Origin of the sequence: Acidovorax sp., assembly GCF_046314175.1 — a bacterium.
Classification (GTDB): Bacteria; Pseudomonadota; Gammaproteobacteria; order Burkholderiales; family Burkholderiaceae_C; genus Acidovorax.
Map to the genome: position 1 here is coordinate 54,723 of NZ_JBKBXG010000013.1, position 18,715 is coordinate 73,437.

At 63.4% G+C, this 18,715-nt stretch carries 14 protein-coding genes; 11 read left to right on the top strand and 3 right to left on the bottom strand.

Features of this window, described 5'->3' with window-relative positions:
- The first annotated feature begins 88 nt into the window (after positions 1-88).
- Together leuS and lptE are read left to right on the top strand one after the other, a co-directional pair.
- Positions 89-2,812, top strand: coding sequence for a leucine--tRNA ligase (gene leuS, locus ACK4OE_RS05535; RefSeq protein ID WP_409883609.1), 2,724 nt, complete (start codon positions 89-91; stop codon positions 2,810-2,812).
- 5 nt (positions 2,813-2,817) lie between these two features.
- Positions 2,818-3,321 (top strand): LPS assembly lipoprotein LptE, encoded by a 504-nt coding sequence (gene lptE / locus ACK4OE_RS05540; protein ID WP_409883611.1) that lies wholly within the window; start codon positions 2,818-2,820, stop codon positions 3,319-3,321.
- Between the two features lie 119 nt (positions 3,322-3,440).
- Here the strand turns inward: lptE and rocF are convergent, their stop codons facing one another.
- On the bottom strand, positions 3,441-4,397 hold the full coding sequence (rocF, locus tag ACK4OE_RS05545) for an arginase (protein ID WP_409883613.1): 957 nt from the start codon (positions 4,395-4,397) through the stop codon (positions 3,441-3,443).
- Positions 4,394-5,494 carry an ornithine cyclodeaminase gene (locus ACK4OE_RS05550; RefSeq protein WP_409883615.1) on the bottom strand — a complete coding sequence of 367 codons (1,101 nt, stop codon included), beginning with the start codon at positions 5,492-5,494 and terminating at the stop codon, positions 4,394-4,396. Before ACK4OE_RS05550 ends, rocF begins: the two co-directional genes overlap by 4 nt.
- Positions 5,495-5,757: 263 nt before the next feature.
- Between ACK4OE_RS05550 and holA the strand changes: the two genes are divergently transcribed.
- On the top strand, positions 5,758-6,813 hold the full coding sequence (gene holA, locus ACK4OE_RS05555; RefSeq protein ID WP_409883617.1) for a DNA polymerase III subunit delta: 1,056 nt from the start codon (positions 5,758-5,760) through the stop codon (positions 6,811-6,813).
- A 103-nt stretch (positions 6,814-6,916) separates the two neighbouring features.
- Positions 6,917-8,065: an HD-GYP domain-containing protein gene (locus ACK4OE_RS05560; RefSeq protein WP_409883619.1), complete on the top strand. Its 1,149-nt coding sequence runs from the start codon at positions 6,917-6,919 to the stop codon at positions 8,063-8,065.
- A 30-nt stretch (positions 8,066-8,095) separates the two neighbouring features.
- Here the strand turns inward: ACK4OE_RS05560 and ACK4OE_RS05565 are convergent, their stop codons facing one another.
- The gene (locus ACK4OE_RS05565) at positions 8,096-8,377 is read right to left on the bottom strand and encodes a hypothetical protein (protein ID WP_409883620.1); all 282 of its coding nucleotides are present in this window, start codon (positions 8,375-8,377) and stop codon (positions 8,096-8,098) included.
- A 63-nt stretch (positions 8,378-8,440) separates the two neighbouring features.
- Between ACK4OE_RS05565 and ACK4OE_RS05570 the strand changes: the two genes are divergently transcribed.
- The 7 genes from ACK4OE_RS05570 to gshB all read left to right on the top strand — a co-directional run bounded on the left by ACK4OE_RS05570 (position 8,441) and on the right by gshB (position 18,555).
- Positions 8,441-9,721 (top strand): glutamate-5-semialdehyde dehydrogenase, encoded by a 1,281-nt coding sequence (locus ACK4OE_RS05570; protein WP_409883622.1) that lies wholly within the window; start codon positions 8,441-8,443, stop codon positions 9,719-9,721.
- Between the two features lie 60 nt (positions 9,722-9,781).
- Entirely contained in the window at positions 9,782-11,236 is a 1,455-nt protein-coding gene (gene trkA, locus ACK4OE_RS05575; RefSeq protein ID WP_409883623.1) for a Trk system potassium transporter TrkA, read from the top strand.
- 20 nt (positions 11,237-11,256) lie between these two features.
- Complete coding sequence (locus tag ACK4OE_RS05580) at positions 11,257-12,723, top strand: TrkH family potassium uptake protein (protein WP_409883625.1); 1,467 nt, start codon at positions 11,257-11,259, stop codon at positions 12,721-12,723.
- 87 nt (positions 12,724-12,810) lie between these two features.
- Entirely contained in the window at positions 12,811-14,106 is a 1,296-nt protein-coding gene (gshA, locus tag ACK4OE_RS05585) for a glutamate--cysteine ligase (RefSeq protein WP_409883627.1), read from the top strand.
- Between the two features lie 175 nt (positions 14,107-14,281).
- Positions 14,282-16,150, top strand: a complete 1,869-nt coding sequence (locus ACK4OE_RS05590) for a potassium transporter Kup (protein WP_409883628.1) — start codon at positions 14,282-14,284, stop codon at positions 16,148-16,150.
- A 136-nt stretch (positions 16,151-16,286) separates the two neighbouring features.
- Positions 16,287-17,474 carry a benzoate/H(+) symporter BenE family transporter gene (locus ACK4OE_RS05595; protein WP_409883629.1) on the top strand — a complete coding sequence of 396 codons (1,188 nt, stop codon included), beginning with the start codon at positions 16,287-16,289 and terminating at the stop codon, positions 17,472-17,474.
- 127 nt (positions 17,475-17,601) lie between these two features.
- Positions 17,602-18,555 carry a glutathione synthase gene (gene gshB / locus ACK4OE_RS05600; protein ID WP_409883630.1) on the top strand — a complete coding sequence of 318 codons (954 nt, stop codon included), beginning with the start codon at positions 17,602-17,604 and terminating at the stop codon, positions 18,553-18,555.
- Positions 18,556-18,715: the final 160 nt, after the last annotated feature.

Below are 18,715 nucleotides of genomic sequence, written 5' to 3' on the forward strand. Positions count from 1 at the left end.
CGCTGGCCAGCCGGTTCGCGGGCATGACAGCCTAAAATCGCCCCAGCGCGGCCCCGCGGCTGCCCACTTCTCTCACCCCCGAGCCCTCATGCAAGACAAATACTCTCCCCAAGACGTCGAGCGCGCCGCGCACGACCACTGGACCGCCACCGACGCCTACCGCGTGACGGAAGACAACAACAAGAAGAAGTTCTACGCCTGCTCGATGCTGCCGTACCCCAGCGGCAAGCTGCACATGGGCCATGTGCGCAACTACACCATCAACGACATGCTCACGCGCTACCTGCGCATGAACGGCCACAACGTGTTGATGCCCATGGGCTGGGATGCGTTCGGTCTGCCCGCCGAAAACGCGGCGCTGAAAAACGGCGTTCCACCTGCCAAGTGGACGTACGAAAACATCGCGTACATGAAAAAGCAGATGCAGGCGATGGGCCTGGCCATCGACTGGAGCCGCGAAGTCGCCACCTGTGACCCCACCTATTACAAGTGGAACCAGTGGCTGTTTTTGAAGATGCTGGAAAAGGGCATTGCCTACCGCAAGACCCAGGTGGTGAACTGGGACCCGGTGGACCAGACCGTGCTGGCCAACGAACAGGTGATTGACGGCAAGGGCTGGCGCACCGGTGCCACCGTAGAAAAGCGTGAAATCCCCGGCTACTACCTCAAGATCACCGACTACGCCGAAGAGCTGCTCGACTTTGTGACCGGCGACAAGCTGCCCGGTTGGCCCGAGCGCGTGAAGCTGATGCAGGAAAACTGGATCGGCAAGTCTGAGGGCGTGCGCTTCGCCTTCACGCACGACATCAAAGGTGATGACGGCGCACTGATTGGCGACGGCAAGATGTATGTCTTCACCACGCGCGCCGACACCATCATGGGCGTGACGTTCTGCGCCGTGGCGCCCGAGCACCCGCTGGCGGCCCATGCCGCCAAGACGAATTCCGCGCTCAAGGCGTTCATTGAAGAGTGCAAGAGCGGCGGCACGACCGAAGCCGAGCTGGCCACCCAAGAGAAAAAGGGCATGGCCACGGGTCTGTTTGTCACCCACCCGCTCACCGACGAAAAGGTCGAGGTCTGGGTGGGCAACTATGTGCTGATGGGCTATGGCGACGGCGCCGTGATGGGCGTGCCCGCACACGACGAGCGCGACTTTGCGTTTGCGCTCAAGTACAAGCTGGAGATCAAACAGGTCGTGCTGGTCGACGGCGAACACTTTGACTACCACCAGTGGAACGACTGGTACGGCGACAAGCAGCGCGGCGTCACCATCAACTCCGACAGCTTCAGCGGGCTCTCGTACAAGGAGGCCGTGGCAGCCGTGGCCCATGCCCTGCAGGCCAAGGGCCTGGGCGAGACAAAAACCACCTGGCGCCTGCGCGACTGGGGTGTCAGCCGCCAGCGCTACTGGGGCACCCCCATCCCCATCATCCATTGCGACGAACACGGCGCGGTGCCCGTGCCCGAAAAAGACCTGCCGGTGGTGCTGCCTACCGACTGCGTGCCCGACGGCTCCGGTAACCCGCTGCACAAGCACGAAGGCTTTCACGCCGGTGTGGTCTGCCCCGTCTGCGGCAAGGCCGCACGGCGTGAGACCGACACCATGGACACCTTCGTGGACAGCTCGTGGTACTTCATGCGGTATTGCGACCCGAAGAACACCGACGCCATGGTGGCCGACGGCACCGCGTACTGGATGCGCGACCAGCAAGCCGCCACCGGCGGCAGCGGCATGGACCAGTACATCGGCGGCATTGAACACGCCATCCTGCATTTGCTGTACGCGCGCTTCTGGACCAAGGTCATGCGCGACCTGGGGCTGGTGAAGGTGGATGAGCCTTTCACCAAGCTGCTCACGCAGGGCATGGTGCTCAACCACATCTACAGCCGCCGCACCGCCAAGGGCGGCAAGGACTACTTCTGGCCGCACGATGTGGAGCATGTGCTGGATGAAGGCGGCAAGATCGTCGGCGCCCAACTCAAGAACGAGGCCACCAGCGGTGATGGCTTGCTGCCCGTGGGCACGCCCATCGACTACGAGGGCGTGGGCACCATGTCCAAGTCCAAGAACAACGGCGTGGACCCGCAGGACCTGATCGAGAAGTACGGCGCCGACACCGCCCGCCTGTACACCATGTTCACCGCCCCGCCCGAAGCCACGCTGGAGTGGAACGACGCGGCCGTGGAAGGCAGCTACCGCTTCCTGCGCCGTGTGTGGAACTTTGGTGTCAAGCTGTCTGCTATTGATATGGGAGCTGCTAGCGCAAGCGTGGCAAGCGCTAGCAGCCTGAAAGATGTGGAATTCAGCAAAGAGGCCAAGGCCCTGCGGCTGGAGATCCACACCGTGCTCAAGCAGGTGGACTACGACTACCAGCGCATGCAATACAACACCGTGGTCTCTGGCGCGATGAAGATGATCAACGCGCTGGAAGACTTTAAGGCCACCGATTCGGCCGGCGCCCAGGTGGCAATGATCGAAGGCTTTGGCATCTTGCTGCGCTGCCTGTACCCCGCTACGCCCCACGTTGCGCACAGCTTGTGGAGCGGCCTCGGGTATTCGGCCCAGCTGGGCGACCTGCTGGATGCCCCCTGGCCGGTGGTGGACGCCAACGCGTTGGTGCAAGACGAGATCGAGTTGATGCTGCAGGTCAACGGCAAGCTGCGTGGTTCCATTCTGGTGCCCGCGCAGGCCGACAAGGCCGAGATCGAGCGTGTGGCGCTGGCCAGCGAAGCCTTCACCACGCAGGCTGCGGGCGCTCATCCGAAGCGCGTCATCGTGGTGCCCGGCCGCCTTGTGAACATCGTGGTGTAACCGTGATGAACAAACGCACCCTCCTCGCACTGGCGCCTGTGGCCTTGCTCTCGGCCTGCGGCTTCCGGCTGCGGGGCGTGCCTGAGTTCGCCTTCAAGTCGGTCTACATCGCAGCGCCTGCCGGTTCTCCGCTGGCGCGCGAGTTGCAGCGCACGCTGCAGGGCTCGGGCAGCCCGCTTCAGGTGCTGCGTGACGCCGCATTGATGCCCACCGCAGAGGTCATCCTGGACTTGCTGCAGGAGCAGCAAGAGCGCGTTGTCGTCGGCCAGAATGCATCGGGCCAGGTGCGAGAACTGCAGCTGCGGTTGCGCATCAAGTTCCGTCTGCGCACGCCAGCGGGGGTCGAGTGGATTCCTGAAACCGAGCTGCTGCAGCAGCGCGACATCAGCTACAACGAAACCATCGCCCTGGCCAAAGAAGCCGAAGAGGCACTGCTGTTTCGCAACATGCAGACCGACTTGGTGCAGCAGCTGATGCGCCGGTTGTCGCTGACGCGCCCGGCCAGCTAGCTCGCGAAAATTTGAATGGAATATGGCTCTGGCGCTTATTGGATAAGCGCTAATAGCTATCTATTTCATGGTGAATCGCAGTGCGGCCGTCGCGATGACACCGCCGCGCCGTGGCGCCCTTACGCGGGACGGATGCGCATCAACGTGCTTTTGCCAAACAGCGACTCCACCAGGTCCACCGCCAGCACCGCCGTGCTGTTGCGCACATCCAGCGCGGGGTTCAGCTCCATGATGTCCAGCGATGCCAGGCGGCCGCTGTCGGCAATCATCTCCATGCACAGCTGCGCTTCGCGGTAGGTGGGGCCGCCGGGCACGGTGGTGCCCACGCCGGGCGCGATGGCGGGGTCCAGAAAATCCACGTCGAAGCTCACGTGCAGGTGGGTGTTGGTGTCCACGCCCTCCAGCGCCTGCTGCATGGTCTGGCGCATGCCCACTTCGTCGATGTAGCGCATGTCGAACACCTCCAGGCCTTGTTCGTGCACAAAGCGCTTTTCGCCCGCGTCGACGCTGCGGATGCCGATCTGGCGGATCTGGTTTGTTTGCAGCGCGGGGCCGCCGCCGGGCATGTTCGCCAAGTGCGTTAGCTCCGTGGGCCCAAAGCCGCACAGGCACGCCACGGGCATGCCGTGCACGTTGCCGCTGGGCGTGAGGTCGCTGGTGTTGAAGTCGGTGTGCGCATCCAGCCACAGCACGCGCAGCTTTTTGCCCGCCTCGGCACAGTGGCGGGCCACCGCGCTGATGCTGCCCAGGCCCAGGCAGTGATCGCCCCCCAGCAGGATGGGCAGGTGGCCCAGTTGCAGTTCGGCATACACCGCATCAAACACCCGCTGGTTCCAGTCGACCACATCGGCCAGATGGCGGTAGCCGTCCACCGGCGGCTGCCAGGGGTTGGGCGGGCCGCTCAGATTACCCCGGTCAAACACCTGCAGGCCATGGCTTTCCAGCGCTGCCTGCAGCCCCGCCACCCGCAGTGCCTCGGGGCCCATCGATGCACCCCGCGCGCCCGCGCCGATGTCGGTGGGGGCGCCAATCAGGCTGGTGGGGTGCGCGGTGCGCAGGAGGGCAGTGGGGTTCATGGTGTCGGGGCTTCTTGAAGTGCGGGAGTGGGGCGAGGGAGTGTGGTGGATGCGGGCGCAGCGTGCAGCACACCAAACAGATCTTTCGGATTGTCCATCTGCGGGATCAGGTCGATGGGGGTGGCCAGGTGGGGGTGGGTGTGCAGCAGCGCATGCAGCGTGCGCAGCGCAGAGAAATCTTCCAGCGCAAAGCCCACCGAGTCAAACACCGTCACCTCTTGATCGTTGGCACGCCCTGGGCTGGCGCCGCGCAGCACCTGGGTGAATTCAGTCGCGGCAAAGTCTGCGGGCATCTGCTGGATCTCGCCTTCGATGCGGGACTGGGGCTCGAACTCCACGACCACCCGCGCATCCGGGCGGCGCAGGATGTCGGGGTGCAGTTCGGTCTTTCCGGGGCAGTCGCCACCCACGGCGTTCAGGTGCATGCCCGGCTCGATCATGTCGGGCGTGAGGATGGTGGCGTTGCGTTTGTCGGCTGTCACCGTGGTCACAATGCCGCTGCCGCGCACCGCCTCAGCGGTGGAGTGGCAGGGCACCACCGTCAGCCCCTGCAATGGCAGATGTTTGAGGTTGCGGGCCAGCTTGGCGGTGGCGGCCGGGTCGGTGTCAAACAGGCGCAGCTCGCGCACGCCCATCAGATGGTAGAAGGCCAGCGCCTGGAACTCGCTTTGTGCGCCGTTGCCGATCAGCGCCATCGTGCGATTGCCCGGGCCTTCTTTGCGCGCCATGTGGCGTGCCGCCAGCACCGACATGGCGGCGGTGCGCAGCGCGGTGGTCAGGGTCAGCTCAGACACCAGCAACGGGTAGCCCGTGTCCACATCGGCCAGCACACCAAAGGCGGTGACCGTCAGCAGGCCCTCGGCGGTGTTTTTGGGGTGGCCGTTCACGTATTTGAAGCAATACATCTGCCCATCGCTGGTGGGCATCAGTTCGATCACGCCGCCGGGCGAATGGATGGCGTGGCGCGCCGATTTGTCAAAACTCTCCCAGCGCCGGTAGTCGTGCTCCATGGAGTCCACCAATTGCTGAAGAAAAGCGGCCAGGCCCACTTGTTTGACCAATTGGCGCATGCTGTTGACGCCGAGGTAGTTGACCATGGTGTGTGTCTCCGTATGTTTTGACCGCGAGCGCTGGCGTGAAGGCCCAGCGCTCGGCTTGTGCTGGCTGTATGGGCTGTATGCACAAAATTGTCCGGCGGTCGGTAGCCAAAGAAAAGGGAGAAAGCTGTGCAGTTTTTGATGCGAAACGTGCAATTTGCTTGGTGAAATTGACGTTTTGCGCAGAACTGCGGCATCACCCGCTGAACCGGTGTCTGCCGTGAACGGTCGCCCGGCAGCACCAAGGCGATAAACTTTGCCGCATGCAAGTCGCCCTGGCCCAACTCTCTTCGCACCTTCAACGGGGCCTGTCGCCGCTTTACGTGCTGCACGGCGACGAACCGCTGCTGCAGCAAGAGGCAGCAGACACTATCCGCGCCACGGCGCGCGCGCAGGGCTACACCGAGCGAACTTCATACACGGTAGCAGGCGCTCACTTTGACTGGAGCGCGGTGCTGGCGGCGGGCGGCAGTTTGAGCCTGTTTGCCGACAAGCAGATCGTTGAGATCCGCATCCCCTCGGGCAAGCCCGGCAAGGACGGCAGCGTGGCGCTGCAGCAGGTGGCGTCGTCGGCCCACGGCAACGACAGCACGCTGACGCTGGTGATGCTGCCGCGCCTGGACAAAGCCACGCGCACCGGCGCATGGTTTGCGGCCCTCGAATCCAGCGGCACCTCCATCCAGATCGACCCCATCGAGCGCGGCATGCTGCCGCAGTGGATTGCGCAGCGCCTTGCCGCGCAGGGCCAGCGCGTGGTGTCGGGCGAAGAAGGCCAGCGCACCCTCCAGTTTTTTGCCGACCGCGTGGAAGGCAACCTGCTGGCCGCGCACCAGGAGATTCAGAAGCTGGCGCTGCTGCACCCGGCGGGTGAACTAACCCAGGAACAGGTCGAAGCGGCCGTGCTGAACGTCGCGCGCTACGACGTGTTCAAGCTGTCCGAATCGGTGCTGGCCGGGCACACCGGCCGCGTGCAACGCATGCTCGACGGCCTGCAGGCCGAAGGCGAGGCCGAGGTGCTGGTGCACTGGGCGCTGTCCGAAGACATCCGTGGCCTCAAACGCGTGAAAGACGCCATGAACGCCGGCCGCCCCCTGCCCATGGCCCTGCGCGAGAACCGCGTCTGGGGCGCCAAGGAAAAGCTGTACGAACGCATCCTGCCCAAAGCCAGCGATGCGGCGCTGGCGCGGCTGCTGCAGTCGGCCCACACGGTGGACGGCATTGTGAAAGGGCTCAAACAGCCCGACTGGCCTACCGATGGCTGGCAGGCGCTGCAGCGGCTGGCTTTTCAGCTGTGCCGGGTTGCGCAGAATGCGCGCTGAGCGTACAAAGTAGGGCAAAGAGCGCTTTGCGATGGGGCAAATGCCACGTTCTGTCCCATCGTCCACCGTCAACCCCTCCCGGGGGGCAGCAAAAGGTAACACCATGAAGTGCGACCCCTCGCATCCTCCAGGAATCGGGTTGCTGCCCGCTACGCAAGGCGGCAGCGATCTGGCAGGCAATCTGCACGCGGTCTATGAACTCATCCGAGCGCGATACCCGTTTTTGGAGCGGATGGCCCTGGCGTTGTATGACCCTGGAACCGATCTTCTGAAGACTTTCATCAGCAGCAATGCGGACCAGGTGCTGCTCAAGCGCTATGAGGTCAAGCTGTCGCAGGTACCTTCGCTCGCCACGCTGGCGCAGCGCCGAGAAAGCCGCGTGGTGCACGACATCGCCGCTGCATTTGGTACCCAGAGCACGCACAGCGCATGGCTGGTGGAGCGCGGCTACCGTGCCAGCTACACCCGGCCCGTGTTTCAGGGGGACGAGCTGGCGGGTTTTCTGTTTTTTGATGCCAAGGAGATCGGGGCTTTCACCGTGGAGGTGGCCCAGTTTCTGGATGGTTTTGCAGACATCGTCGCCCAGTTGTTCCTGTTGCAGCGTCGTGTGGTGGACGGTGTGCTGAGCACCGTCAAGGTGGCGGTCGGACTGGCGAGCCTTCGGGACCTGGAGACTGGCCAGCATCTGGACCGCATGGCCCATTATGTCCGGCTGATGGGCCGGGCGCTGGCCGAGCGGCATGATCTGAGCGACGAGTACATCGAATACCTCTTCCTGTTCGCTCCCCTGCATGACATTGGCAAGGTTGGCATCCCGGACCGCATCCTGCTCAAGCCCGGCCGGCTGGACGCGGACGAGTGGACGTTGATGAAAGAACATGTTCGCATTGGCGAGGAGATCATCGGGCGCATCCGGCACGAAGTGGGGGGCGGCGACAGCCTGGCCGGGCAGGTAATGCACAACATCGTGGCCGGCCACCATGAGCGCGGCGACGGTTCAGGCTACCCGCGAGGGCTGGTTTTGGCGCAGATTCCGCTGGAGGCGCGCATCGTGGCGGTGGCGGACGTGTACGACGCCCTGTCCAGCCGCCGCGTCTACAAGGATGCGTGGGGAGAGGCACAGGTGCAGGCCGAGATGCTGCGCGAAGTGGCAGCGGGTCGGCTGGACGGCGAGTGTGTGGCCGCTCTCCTGGAAGCCGCCGAGGCGCGCGCCGCTATCCTGGCCCAGTTTCGGGAAGAGCCCGCGCTGTAGGGGCGGTCGGCCCGCAAGCTCGGCAGACGGTCACGCGGTCAGCACCCCGCGTGCCTTTTCTTCCCACATCTGCAGGTTTGCCACTAAATCCTTCTGGCTGAATGAGCAGCTTTCCTCTGAAAACAGCGCACTCGATTCCAGCCGATCCAGCAGGTTCAGCAGCACTTCGCTGTAGCGCGGGGGCAGGGATGCGAGCAGGGCAGTCTGCTGGCGGGCCAAGGTGCTCAGGGTGGCGGCGGTGTGGTCGCCGCGTTCAAAGGACTGCAGGGCTTGTGCCAGTGTGGCGAGCTGGGTATGGGCGGTGTCGGTCATGGCCGGGGCGGTGGTGAGTGGGCAAGGCCGCAAGGGTAAAGCCAAGTGCGGCAAAATCGCCGGATGAACGCCCTCAATGTCGCTGAAACCACGCACACCCTCGGATTTCAGGCAAAAACAGCCTCAGCGCTGATGGCCAAAGCGCCAGCAGCTATCAAAAACAAAGCGCTCAAGGCCCTGGCCCGGTTGCTGCGCGAGAACGTGGCCCAGCTCCAGATCGACAACGCCAAGGACCTGGATCGCGCTGTGGCCAACGGCCTGGCCGAGCCCATGGTGGACCGCCTCAAGCTCACCCCCAAGGTGCTGGAAACCTGCGCCGAAGGCTGCGAGCAGCTGGCCGCCATGCCCGACATCATTGGCGAGATCATTGGCATGAAGCAGCAGCCCAGCGGCATCCGCGTGGGGCAGATGCGGGTGCCGATTGGCGTGTTCGGCATGATTTACGAGAGCCGCCCCAATGTGACCATCGAGGCGGCCAGCCTGAGCATCAAGAGCGGCAACGCCTGCATCCTGCGCGGTGGGTCTGAAGCCATTGATTCCAACAAGGCGTTGGCCAAGCTGGTGCAGCAGGCGCTGGCCGAGGCGGGCCTGCCCGAGCACGGCGTGCAGCTGGTGCAGACCACCGACCGCGAGGCCGTGGGCCAGCTCATTACCATGCCGCAGTTTGTGGACGTGATCATTCCGCGCGGCGGCAAGGGCCTGATCGAGCGCATCAGCCGCGATGCCAAGGTGCCCGTCATCAAGCACCTGGACGGCAACTGCCACACCTATGTGGACGACCCCTGCGACATCGCCATGGCGGTGAATGTGGCCGACAACGCCAAGACCAACAAGTACAGCCCGTGCAACGCCAGCGAAGGCCTGCTGGTTGCGCGCGGTGTGGCGGCCGAGTTTTTGCCGCTGATCGGCGCGGTGTATGCCGCAAAGGGGGTTGAAATGCGCGGCTGTATTGACTCGCTTCGCATCCTGAAGAACGTGCCCGGAGCGTTTCTGGCCCAGGCCACCGAGCAAGACTGGAGCGAGGAGTACCTGGCGCCCATCATCAGCGTGAAGATCGTGGCGGGTGTGGATGAAGCCATTGCCCACATCAACCAGTACTCCAGCCACCACACCGACGCCATCCTGACCACCAACCACGTGCATGCCCAGCGGTTCCTGCGCGAGGTGGATTCGGCCAGCGTCATGGTCAATGCAAGCACGCGTTTTGCCGACGGATTTGAATACGGGCTGGGCGCCGAAATCGGCATCAGCACCGACAAGTTCCACGCGCGCGGGCCGGTGGGGCTGGAGGGCCTGACCTCGCTCAAGTACGTGGTGCTGGGCGATGGTGAGGTGCGGGGGTGATTTGCTCCTATATTCGTAGCTGCTAGCGCTTGATGAATAAGCGCTAAGGCCCAATTTCTTATGAAAATCATTATCCTCGGCGCGGGCCGCGTGGGCCAGAGCGTGGCAGACAGCCTGGTGTCCGAGCGCAATGACATCACCGTCATCGACACCGACGCCGCCCGTTTGCGCGATCTGGAGTCGCGCTTTGACCTGCGGGGCGTGGTGGGCAGCGGCATCGAGCCCGCCGTGCTGGCCGAGGCGGGCGCGCACGACACCGACCTGCTGATTGCCTGCGCCGCGCAGGACGAGACCAATCTGGTGTGCTGCAAGATGGCGCAGCTGTTGTTCAACATCCCGACGCGCATTGCCCGGGTGCGGTCCACCGGTTTCCAGTTTGACGAGCGCCTGGCGGGGCCCGAGGGTTTTGCGGTAGACCGCATCATCTGCCCCGAAGAATCGCTGACGCGCTACATCGGCAAGCTCATCGACTACCCCGAGGCCATGCAGGTGCGCGAGTTCGCAGGCGGGCGCGCCTGTCTGGTGTCGGTGCGTGCGCGTGCGGGAGCTCCCATGGTCAGCCACACGATCAGCGAGCTGCGCGAAAGCTCGCCCGACGTGGCCATGCGCCTGGTTGCCATCTACCGGCGTTTTCAGGACGAGCCCGACCGGTTTGTGGCATGCGATGGCCACACCCGCATCGAGCCGGGTGACGAGGTGTTTGTGCTGGCGGCCAGCGGGCACATCGCCAACGTATTGACCGCGCTGCACCGGCGCGATGCCCAACCGGTCAAGCCCGTGCGCCGCATCATGATTGCGGGCGGCGGGCACGTGGGGCTGCGGCTGGCGCGACAGCTCAGCAAAGAGGCGGGGCGGTTCCACATCAAGATCATCGAAGACGACGCGGACCAGTGCATTGCGCTGGCGTCAGAGCTGCCGTCAGACGTGCTGGTGTTGCAGGGCGACAGCACCGACGAGGGCTTGCTGAGCGGCGAGAGCATCGAAGAGATCGACTTCTTTCTGGCGCTGACGGATGACGACGAGGACAACATCATGTCCTGCCTGCTCGCCAAGCGCATGGGCGCGCGCCGCGTGCTGGCGCTCATCAACCGGCGCAGTTATGCCGACCTGATGCACGGCACGCAGATCGACATTGCGCTGTCGCCCGCGCAGGCCATGCTGGGCGAGCTGCTGGCCTATGTGCGCCAGGGCGACGTGCAGGCCGTACACAGCCTGCGCCGCGGTGTGGCCGAGGCGCTGGAGATTGTGGTGCGCGGCGACCGCAAGACCTCGCGCGTGGTGGGCCGCAAGGTGAGCGATCTGACCCTGCCGCGCGACGTGCACATGGGCCTCATCGTGCGCGGGCTGCCCGAGTCGCCCGACATGTCTGCCGACGACCTGCGCGAGCCCGAGGTGATCATCCCGCGCAGCTCCACGGTCATCGAGAGCAACGACCACGTGGTGTTCTTTCTGCCGCACAAGCGGCTGGTGCGCGACGTGGAGAAACTCTTCCGCGTCAGCGCCACCTTTTTCTAAGAGCCTGCGAGAACGACGCCATGGTGGACATGTTTCCCGTGCTGCGGGTGCTGGGCATCCTGATCATGATTTTTGCGCTGACCATGGGGCTGCCGCTGTCGGTATCGTGGTTCATGGGCGACGGCGTGTGGCATGTCTACCCCGTGGCAATGGCGGCCACCATGGCCTTCGGCTGCGGCCTTTGGTGGAAGCTGCGCCTGTTTCGCCGCGAGCTGCAGCCACGCCACGGCGTGATGCTGGTCACGCTGGTGTGGGTGCTGCTGCCCTTGTTTGCCGCGCTGCCGCTGATGCTGGTGGCCCACGAGATATCGCGGCCGATGTCGTTCACGCATGCGTACTTCGAGGCCGTGTCGGGGCTGACGACCACCGGGTCCACCGTGCTGAGCGGCCTCGATACGCTGCCAGTGTCGATGAACATCTGGCGCACCTTCTTGCAGTGGGTGGGCGGCATGGGCATCCTGATTCTGGCGGTGGCCGTGCTGCCGCTGCTGGGTGTGGGCGGCAGCCAGCTTTTCAGGGCCGAGGCCGCAGGCCCGGTGAAGGACGCAAAACTCACCCCGCGCATGACCGAAACCGCCAAGGGCCTGTGGGGCGTGTACGCGCTTTTTTCGCTGGCCTGTGCGCTGGCGTACTGGATGGGGGGCATGGACCCGGTGAACGCCGTGATGTACATGTTCTCCACGGTGAGCCTGGGCGGATTGTCTCCGCACGACACCAGTTTCGGTTTCTACCAATCGCCCTTGCTGGAGGCCATTGCCATCGGCTTCATGCTGATCGCCAGCTGCAACTTTGCGCTGTATTTTGTGGCGATTCGCAAGGGGCATTGGCAGGGTTTCTGGCGCGACCCGGAGTTGCGCGCCACCTTGTTCACCCTGATTGGCGGGGGGCTGCTGGTGGCCGGGCTGCTGTGGGTGAAGGGCGTGTACGCACCGCTGGATGCGCTGCGCTACGGCATGTTCAACCTGGTGTCGATAGCCACCACCACCGGTTATGCCACGGTGGACTACCTGGGTTGGCCCGTGTTTGCGCCGGTGTTCATGCTGCTGCTGTCGGGCGTGGCGACCAGTGCGGGCTCTACCGGATGTGGCATCAAGATGGTGCGCATGCTGATCTTGCTGAAACAGGCGCGGCGCGAGATGAATCGGCTGGTGCACCCCCGGGCCGTGCAGCCCGTGCGCCTGGGCGATGCGGTGGTGGACAACCGCGTGATCTTTTCGGTGCTGGCCTTCATGCTGGTGTATGGGGCCACCATCATCGGCCTGAGCATGGTGCTGCTGCTGACCGACCTGGACCCGGTGACTGCGTTCTCGGCCATCATTGCCAGCGTCAACTGCATGGGGCCGGGCTTGGGCAGCGTGGGTCCCGCATCCAACTACGCGGTGCTGACAGATTTTCAGGTGTGGGTGTGCACGTTGGCCATGCTGCTGGGGCGGCTTGAAATCCTTAGTTTCATGGCCTTGCTGACCCCCGCTTTCTGGCGCCGCTGACGCGGCGGGCAACGGGCCCGCCTTGCGAAACCGGCGTGTCGCCCCATCTCTCTACAATTCGTCGCACTTGCTTCCCGAAGGCTTCCCATGGTTCCGCATCTCATCACGGCCCTGACCGGGCCGATCAACGAACTTGAACAGCGCATTCTCGACTCGATGCCCGCCATCGAACGCTGGTTCCGCCTCGAATGGATGGAGCACACGCCGCCGTTCTATACCTCTGTCGACATCCGCAATGCGGGCTTCAAACTGGCGCCGGTGGATACCAACCTCTTCCCGGGTGGCTGGAACAACCTCACCCAGGAGATGCTGCCCCTGGCCGTGCAGGCCGCCATGGCTGCCATCGAAAAGATCTGCCCCGAGGCGCGCAACCTGCTGATCATTCCGGAGAACCACACCCGCAACACGTTCTACCTGGCGAACGTGGTGCAGCTGCAGCGCATCTTCAATATGGCGGGCCTCAACGTGCGCGTGGGCTCCATCAGCCCCGAGATCAAGAAGGCCACCTTGATTGAGCTGCCCAACGGCGACTCCGTCACCCTTGAGCCCGTGATCCGCACCAAGGGTCGCCTGGGCCTCAAAGACTTTGATCCCTGCACCATCCTGCTGAACAACGACCTCACGGCGGGCGCCCCTGGCATTCTCGAAGACATCCACGAGCAATACCTGCTGCCGCCGCTGCATGCGGGCTGGAGCGTGCGCAGGAAGAGCACGCATTTCAAGAACTACGAAGAGGTGGCCAAGCGGTTTGGCAAGATGCTGGGCATCGACCCCTGGCTCATCAACCCCATGTACAGCCAGTGTGGCGAGGTGGACTTCACCGAAGGCACCGGCATGGACCAGCTGCAGACCACGGTCGACGCGTTGCTGACCAAGGTGCGCCGCAAGTACAAGGAATACGGCATCAACGAGAAGCCGTTCGTCATCGTCAAGGCCAACAACGGCACCTACGGCATGGGCATCATGACCGTGCGTGATGCCAAGGAGCTGGACGCTGTCAACCGCAAGACCAAGAACAAGATGGCCGTCATCAAGGACGGCCAGCCTGTCAGCGACGTCATCATCCAGGAGGGCGTGCTGACCCGGGAGCGTGTGAACGATGCGGTGGCCGAGCCCGTGGTCTACATGATGGACCGCTACGTGGTGGGCGGTTTTTATCGGATGCACGCCGAGCGTGGTGTGGACGAGAACCTGAACGCACCGGGCGCGAGTTTTGTGCCGCTGGCGTTTGAGCACAGCACCCACATGCCCCAGCCCGGCGTACGCCCGGGGGTCAGTGCGCCGAACCGCTTTTATATGTACGGCGTGGTGGCGCGCCTTGCCATGCTGGCGGCCAGCTACGAGCTGGAGGCCACCAATCCGGATGCCGAGGTGTACGACTAAGGGGAGGGAGTGCGGGTGGCAGGGGCTGCCCTGCCACCGCTGCACCGGCTTGCCAATGCGAGTTGTTGCGGTGCAACATAGAGCCGCCGTTCCAGGCGGGTGCTGTGGCGCAGGCGCACAATAGCGTTCCCAAAAGTAACGGAACCCCGTCTGGCCTTGCGCCCGGGGGTGGTCAGTGCAAAGCTCCAAATCATCGCTCGCAGCGCTCACGCTGGGCGCCATAGGTGTTGTTTATGGCGATATCGGCACCAGCGTGCTGTATGCGGTCAAAGAAGTCTTCGGGTCGGGCCACGTGCCTTTTACCCCGGACAACATCTACGGCATTCTCTCGATCTTTTTCTGGACGCTGACGGTCATCGTCTCGCTCAAGTACGTGGTGCTGGTGCTGCGTGCGGACAACAACGGCGAAGGCGGGCTGGTGGCGATGCTGGCGTTGGCCTCGCAGGCCGTCAAAGACAAGCCCCAGCTGCGCAGCGTGTTGCTGGCGGTGGGCATGTTCGGCACGGCACTTTTCTATGGGGATGGCGTCATCACCCCGGCCATTTCGGTGCTGTCGGCGGTGGAAGGCCTGGAGGTGGTGTCGCCCCATTTCACCCGATACGTCATTCCCATCACGCTGGTGGTCTTGTTTTGCCTGTTCGCCGTGCAAAAGCGCGGTACAGGCGGCATCGGCAAGTTTTTTGGCCCCATTACGCTGGTGTGGTTCTTCACCATCGCGGTTCTGGGTGTCTCGCACATCGTGGGCCACCCCGAAATTTTGTGGGCCATCAGCCCGCACCATGCGCTAGGGTTCATGTGGGCCTACCCAGGGACCACCTTCATCATTCTGGGCGCGGTGGTGCTGTGCGTGACGGGGGCCGAGGCCCTGTATGCCGACCTGGGCCACTTTGGCAAACGTCCCATTCGGCTGGCGTGGTTTGCGGTGGCCATGCCTGCGCTCACCCTCAACTATTTTGGCCAGGGCGCACTGCTGCTGGCTGAGCCCGAGGCCGTCAAGAACCCGTTTTACATGATGGCGCCTGACTGGGCGCTGATCCCGCTGGTCATCATGGCCACCATGGCCACCGTGATCGCGTCGCAGGCGCTGATCACCGGCGCGTTCAGCGTTACCAAGCAGGTGATCCAGCTGGGTTACCTTCCGCGCCTGAACATCCAGCACACGAGCGTGCGTGACACGGGGCAGATCTACATCCCGCTGGTCAACTGGGGACTGTTCTTTGCCATTGTTCTGGCCGTGGTCATGTTCCGCTCGTCCAGCAACCTGGCCGCCGCGTACGGCATTGCCGTCACGCTCGACATGCTCATCACCACCACGCTCACCTTCTTTGTGATCCGCTATGGCTGGGGCTATCCGCTGGCGCTGTGTGTGGCTGCCACGGGATGCTTTTTTGTGGTGGACCTGGCGTTCTTCGCGTCCAACCTGCTCAAGCTGTTCAAGGGCGGCTGGTTCCCTCTGATGATCGGCGGCATCGTGTTTGCGCTGATGATGACCTGGAAGGAAGGCCGCCGGCTTCTCAACGACAAGCTGCGTGCCGATGCCATTGATCTGAAGGACTTTCTGGAGTCGGTGTTCATCAGCCCGCCCACGCGGGTGTCCGGCACGGCGGTTTTCCTGACCGCAGAAAGTGGATCGGTGCCTAACGCGTTGCTGCACAACCTCAAGCACAACAAGGTGCTGCATGAGCAGAACCTGTTCGTCACCGTGCACAACCACGAAACCCCCTGGATCGGGCTGGACAAGCGCCTGCAGGTGGAGCCGCTGGGCCACGACTGCTGGCAGGTGGTGATCCACTACGGCTTCAAGAACGACCCCGATGTGCCGCGTGCGCTGGAGCTGCTGCGGGGCCGCGGCTGCGAGTTGGAGGCTATGACCACCAGCTACTTCTTGTCGCGTGACACGGTGATACCCACGATGGGTGGCGGCATGGCGCCCTGGCGCGAGAAGTTGTTTGCCCAGATGCACCACAACGCCAGTGGCGCTGCCGACTTTCTGCACCTGCCCAACAATGCGGTGGTGGAGCTGGGTTCCAAGATCGAAATCTGAAGATTTTGGTCTTTTTGGCCTCTGGCGCTTATCCATCAATCGCTAGGTGCTATTAAGTTGATAGCGTTTGCGGGTATGCATCCCTGTGATGCACCAAGGCGGGGCGCGATCAGGGGAGAGTGCCAGAATCTGGCCCATGCAATTTTTCAAAGATTTGAGCCTTTCGGCCGCCACGGCTGGGTTCGTCGCGGTGTTGGTGGGCTTTACCAGTTCGGTGGCCATCGTTTTTCAGGCCGCCCAGGCTTTCGGTGCCACGCCCGCGCAGATCACGTCCTGGATGTGGGCGCTGGGGCTGGGCATGGGGTTGTGTTCACTGGTGCCGTCCCTTGTCTTGCGCAAGCCGGTCATGGTGGCCTGGTCTACTCCGGGGGCAGCCGTGCTGGCCACGGCCGGTGCCTCAGGTGGGTTCAGCATGGGCGATGCCGTGGGGGCGTTCATGGTCAGTGCCGCGCTGATCACGCTGGCGGGCGCCACAGGCTGGTTCGAGCGGGTGATGAGCCGTATTCCGATGGAAATTGCCGCTGCCTTGCTCGCCGGGGTGCTGGCACGGTTTGGCCTGCAGGCGTTCACGGCGGCCCAGACGGCGCTGCCGCTGGTGGTGCTCATGCTGGTTGTGTACCTGGTGTCGCGCAGACTGTCGGCGCGGTATGCGGTTGTCATCACCTTGGCAGTGGCCGTGGCGTATGTGGCTCTGCAGGGGCAGATGGCCTGGTCGGCCGTGCAATTGGAGCTGGCGGTGCCGGTGTTTACGGCACCCCAGTTCAGCGTGGCGGCCGCCGTCAGCCTCGCCATCCCCTTGTTTGTCGTCACGATGGCTTCACAGAACCTGCCTGGGGTGGCCGTGATTCGTGCATCGGGGTATGACTTGCCTGTGTCCCGGTTATTGACACTGACAGGGCTGGCCACCCTGGTGCTGGCGCCATTTGGTGCGTTTGCCCTCAACTTCAGCGCCATCACGGCGGCGATGTGCATGGGGCCAGAAGCGCACGCCGACCGCAGTCGGCGCTATGTCGCAGCCGTATCGTGCGGCGCACTTTATGTGGCGATCGGGTTGTTTGGTGCCGTCATCACCGGGCTGCTGACGGCGTTCCCCCAAGAACTGGTGGTTGCAATCGCCGGGCTGGCGCTTCTGAGCACTATCGGAAACGCCCTTGCCGGTGCAATGCGGGACGAGTCGCACCGCGAGGCGGCGCTGATCACTTTTCTTGTCACCCTCAGCGGGGTGGTGATAGCCGGTGTGGGCTCGGCCTTTTGGGGCGTAGTCGCAGGCAGCTTTGCACTATTTGTGCAACAGTACGGGCGTTCGCGCTCCAAAGGCGACTGATTTCTGCGGAGCGACTACGTGCCCTGTGGGGCTCAGGCTTCTCCTGGCGTTGCCCTTTTGCTACCTACATATATGTATGCGCTCTGCCTCGCATGGCGGCACGCGCCCATCCTTTTCTCCAGACACCATGAAACTGCTCTTCATCGCCGACCCCCTACACAGCTTCAAGATCTACAAGGACACCACTTTCGCCATGATGCGCGAAGCGCAGCGGCGCGGCCACACGCTGGCGGTGTGTGAGCCCCAGCACATCAGCTGGCAGCGCGGCAGCAAGGTGACAGCCCATGTGCAGGAGATCACGCTGACCGGAGATGCGGTGGACTGGTATGACGCGCGCCCCGAGCGGAGCGTTGCGCTGGCCGATTTTGATGCTGTGCTCATGCGCAAGGACCCGCCGTTTGACAGCGAGTACTTCTATGCCACCCATCTGCTCGAACAGGCCGAGCGCGACGGCGCCCGGGTGTTCAACAAACCCCGCGCGTTGCGTGATCACCCGGAAAAGCTGGCGATCATGGAATTTCCCGAGTTCATCGGCCCCACGCTGGTCACGCGCAATGCCGAAGACATCAAGCGTTTTCATGGCGAACACCAGGACATCATCCTCAAGCCCCTGGACGGCATGGGCGGGATGGGAATCTTCCGTGTCGGGCCCGACGGCCTCAATCTGGGCAGCATCACCGAAACCCTGAACCGCAACGGGGCACAGAGCGTGATGGTTCAGAAGTTTTTGCCGGAGATTGTGGAAGGCGACAAGCGGGTGCTGATCATCGGGGGTAGACCCGTGCCTTACTGCCTGGCGCGCATTCCCCAAGGCAGTGAAGTGCGCGGAAATCTTGCTGCGGGTGGCAAGGGCGTCGCCCGGCCGCTGTCTGCTCGAGACTGGGAAATCGGTAACGCGCTCGGCCCGATCCTTCAGGAACGTGGGCTGTTGTTGGCGGGCGTTGATGTGATCGGCGATTGCGTGACGGAGATCAATGTGACCAGCCCGACATGTTTCCAGGAGATCTTTGATCAGACGGGGTGTGACGTTGCCTATCTGTTCGTTGATGCGCTGGAGGCAGCGATGAGCCTGACTAAGTAGCTATCTCGAAATTTCGACCCCGGCTTCTTCCCCGCCCTAAAAAACGGTGCTATAGTCGAGGGCTTCGCTACTAACGCGGTGCTGCAGAGATGTAGGGCGTAGTTGGTAGTTCTGCTGGTGGTTCAGGTATTGATCTGGGTTGTTGGTGGTGAAGAAAAAA